Below are 3,519 nucleotides of genomic sequence, written 5' to 3'. Positions count from 1 at the left end.
GATCCCTAAGTAAGTTCTATTTTTCCTGATCCGGAAGGCGTTCTCTGTTTAAACCGCCGAACACTACCAATCAACATCGGTGGATTCAGGCTTAGCTGAGCAGCTGTGCTTTTGCTTTCTTTATGTGCTGCGAACTGGGCAAGTGAAGGTCGGCTCCTAGTCCACTGTCGTAAGTCCTAACTTCGCCGCTGATGACGACGTCGGTACCCGTTTCATTAGCGCTCAGACAGAAGTCCCATAAGAGCTTTGTTTTCGTATCCCCGCTGGGTAAATAACCGATCAAGTAGTCCTTGCCATTTTTGCGAGCGTGCGCTCCCACAGCGTTCGCATCGTATTCATTGTTGAGCTCGGCTACGAGCACGAAAAGATGGTCTCCGCAGCCCACGCGCTCCAGATTGCCCTGCCGGTAAGAAACGCCCCGAGCAAATGTTGTTCCGTCGTTGGGCATCATGAGTTGAGTATTCGGTTTCGCGCTCGGGCTCTTGCCTAATTTGGCGAGTGAGGAACTGGTCTCATAGCTTCCAGTTGGAGCCACGCCAAAAGCCTGGGGTGCATCGCCCTGGAGGAGGTCGTAGAGGCGCTCTACTTCCAGTCGATCCTTTTTCCTAAAATTCAGTTTGGTTATCCCTCGTTGTGTGCTGAGGGTTATTGATCCGTTTTTCATAAGCGTTGGCAGTACAAAGGCCATTCCCACGAGTTCAGATGCGAGAAATGTCCTTTCCTTCGCCTGGGCTGCTCCCACGCCGGGTCCGCTGAACTCGCATTTGAGGACTTGGTTTTCGTAGGTGGCCATCCACCAATAGCCGTTAAAAATGTCCATGATATTCCCTATTCTGAAGCACGGGACTCCCACATGCGTGTGTATCGGACGGATGAAGAACTGTCGGCGGCGGAACCTGACAGCCGCCCGTTCCCGGCACGATTCCACCAGGCGATAACTGCTCGCATCGCGCAAGATCTAGCGGGCCTGTCAATCACTTTCTCACCACAGTGAGCTACCTCTTCCGCGGCTACCAACGTGACGCTGAAACGGCCACCATCGCCACTTTGCGGGAGCTCCCTCGCGCCAGGGTGCTACAGCCTGAGTCACCGGCGAAACCGTATGGCCAGGCCCGCAGGTCGACATACTTGCTTCAGATCCGAGGCTGGGTATAGGTGGAGTATCCATTCAACGCGGGGCATCCCCTACGTGTCAGGGTTGGGTGAGGCCAGTAGCTAACAGCAAGTCCGCCGTTTGACGTAGGGCGAGATCAGGAAGTCCCATCATGTCCACCCCATCGTTGATCGCCGTGCGCGACGATAGTTTCATGAGTAGTAGCAGTAGTCCCGGGCCCCGGTCTGGGGGTCCGACGTCGAGGCGTACTTTTACCCCGGCGCAGAAGCTTGACCATCTTGCCGCGTATGAGTCGGCCATCGCCCGGAGTGAGGGCGGTGCGTATTTGCGGGAGCAGGGGATCTATTCCTCGCAGATCACGGAGTGGCGAAAGCTTCGCGATGCGGGGGTGCTGGCGGGGAAGAGGCCCGGCGAGAAGATTGGCCGGTTAACGGCTGAGCAGGTCGAGATCGCCCGGTTGCGGCGCGAGCTCGACAAGGCCCAGCAGCGTTTGGCCACCACGGAGGTGGCTCTGACGATTATGGGAAAAGCACACGAGCTCTTGGAGCAGTTGTCCAAGAGCTCGCGGAACGAACCACCGCACACGAAATCCTGATGAACACGTACCGGGAACTGATCGCCGTCGACGTTCCGACCCGCGCTGCTGCTGGACTGGCGGGGGTATCCCGGGCGACGGCCACCCGGTAACCGCGCGTCCCTCTGCCGGTGGCCGCGCCGGCGTTGGTGCCGGCGAATCGGCTCAGTGACGTCGAACGCGGCAGGATCCTTGAGGTGGTGAACTCACCCGATTACGTCGACCTGCCGCCGATCCAGATCTACGCCCGGCTGCTGGACGCAGGCATCTATCTGGGCTCGATCTCCACGATCTACCGGATCCTTGCGGCGAATAAACAGGTCAAAGAGCGCCGCCGTCTGGCCCGGCATCCAGCCCGGGCGATCCCGGAATTGGTCGCCACCGGCCCGGGCCAGGTTTACTCCTGGGACATCACGAAACTTGCCGGCCCGATCAAGGGGAAGTACTTCGACTGCTATGTGATGATCGATATTTACTCCCGCTATATCGTTGGCGCGCACGTCCACGCGTCGGAGTCCGGCGAGCTGGCGGTTCAGATGATGAAGGAAATCTTCGGCATCCACGGCACTCCCCACGTGGTCCACGCCGACCGTGGCACGTCGATGACGAGTAAGACCGTCGCGGCGCTGCTGTCGGATCTGGAGGTCACCAAGTCGCATTCGAGACCCCGGGTGAGTAACGATAATCCCTTCAGCGAGGCGTGGTTCAAAACACTCAAGTTCGCGCCTGTGTTCCCTGAACGGTTCGCCTCCGTCGGGGAGGCGAGGGCGTTCATGGCCATGTTCGTCGACGGTTACAACCACTGCCACCGGCATACCGGAATCGGACTGAACACCCCGGCCGACGTTCACTACGGCCTTGCCGCGGCGAACGCCATCGAACGTTCAGCGACCCTGACCGCTGCTCGCACTCAACACCCCGAGCGGTTCTCCACCGCTACAGACCCGAAGATCCTCGCCCTGCCCGGCGCAACCTGGATCAACAAACCAGCCGAGAAAGCAGAGGAAGAAACCGACCAGAAACTAGCTGCCTAAACTCACACTGGTCTCATTCACCTTGACAAATTCCGATCCGGCAAATCGCCAGATGCCCTTCCTTGGCGACACGCAACTGGGCGGTGTGGCTGAGGGTGCAACCTTCTCAATTCGGCTTATTAGACACCACTTCAGAACGATCGATGATGGTCTGAATTGTCGAGCTCGTCGTCGCGGCGCAGCAACGGCACCAACACGCTCAGCATCGCCGCAAGACGCTTTCCCGCCGGCGCCCGCAGCACCGCCCAACATTTCACCACCTTCAACGTCAACGCCGCCCGCAATGCCACGCGGGCATAGTCACGATGCCACTCGGTCTCGATCCTGCCCTTACCCGCCCGATCAGTGGCCCGATGCGCGAGTGCTTTCTTCTTCGTCACAGCTTGCCGCTGCGTCATTGTCAGATCGATACAAACGGGCGTAACCGGCATCCGACTCCTGGATCACACTCCACGCCGAAGCGGAGGATCTCATTTGAGGCAACGAATACGACTACGCGGAGGTTTTCTATGAGTCAACGCGTCGTGTTGACGTCGGGCATGGAATGAGGATACTGGCCTCTATCGGATAGACGCTGTCTGTCTAACTTGCTAGGGAGGCACCCGGTGACCCAGCCCGCCACCGACGTTCGGGAGTTCTGTCATCGGGCGTTGAACATCATGTCGACCGACGACCTGGCCGGGTTTCAAAAGTTGTTCCATACGGAGGCGGTAAACCGGGAAGCGGTGCACGAGCCCGAAGACTGCCGTGGTGTCGGGCCGGAGGCGTTCCAGGCCAGCGCCCGGTGGCTGACCACA

Annotated in this window: 3 protein-coding genes and 1 pseudogene; 2 read left to right on the top strand and 2 right to left on the bottom strand. The window is 59.0% G+C overall.

Annotated features, from left to right (window positions below; all coding sequences use genetic code 11):
- Window positions 1-91: 91 nt before the first annotated feature.
- Window positions 92-820, bottom strand: a complete 729-nt coding sequence (locus RCH11_RS18030) for a hypothetical protein (RefSeq protein WP_327058408.1) — start codon at window positions 818-820, stop codon at window positions 92-94.
- Window positions 821-1,307: 487 nt separating this feature from the next.
- Between RCH11_RS18030 and RCH11_RS18025 the strand changes: the two are divergent.
- A pseudogene (locus tag RCH11_RS18025) lies at window positions 1,308-2,722 on the top strand (IS3 family transposase).
- A gap of 131 nt (window positions 2,723-2,853) precedes the next feature.
- Here the strand turns inward: RCH11_RS18025 and RCH11_RS18020 are convergent.
- Complete coding sequence (locus RCH11_RS18020; protein WP_327058407.1) at window positions 2,854-3,120, bottom strand: hypothetical protein; 267 nt, start codon at window positions 3,118-3,120, stop codon at window positions 2,854-2,856.
- Window positions 3,121-3,327: 207 nt separating this feature from the next.
- Here RCH11_RS18020 and RCH11_RS18015 point away from each other — a divergent pair.
- The coding region (locus RCH11_RS18015) for a hypothetical protein (protein ID WP_327058406.1) at window positions 3,328-3,519 on the top strand (192 nt) is incomplete at its 3' end.

The sequence above is a fragment of the Glaciihabitans sp. GrIS 2.15 genome (assembly GCF_035984695.1).
In the GTDB taxonomy this organism is placed as follows: Bacteria; Actinomycetota; Actinomycetes; order Actinomycetales; family Microbacteriaceae; genus Lacisediminihabitans.
Note: the sequence above shows the minus strand (reverse complement) of the source record. Positions and strands in the feature narration are given on the sequence as shown.

Excerpts from the sequence above, each read along its gene's own strand:
- RCH11_RS18030 (WP_327058408.1), bottom strand. The coding sequence starts at position 820 with ATGGACATTTTTAACGGCTATTGGTGGATGGCCACCTACGAAAACCAA.
- RCH11_RS18020 (WP_327058407.1), bottom strand. The coding sequence starts at position 3,120 with ATGACGCAGCGGCAAGCTGTGACGAAGAAGAAAGCACTCGCGCATCGG.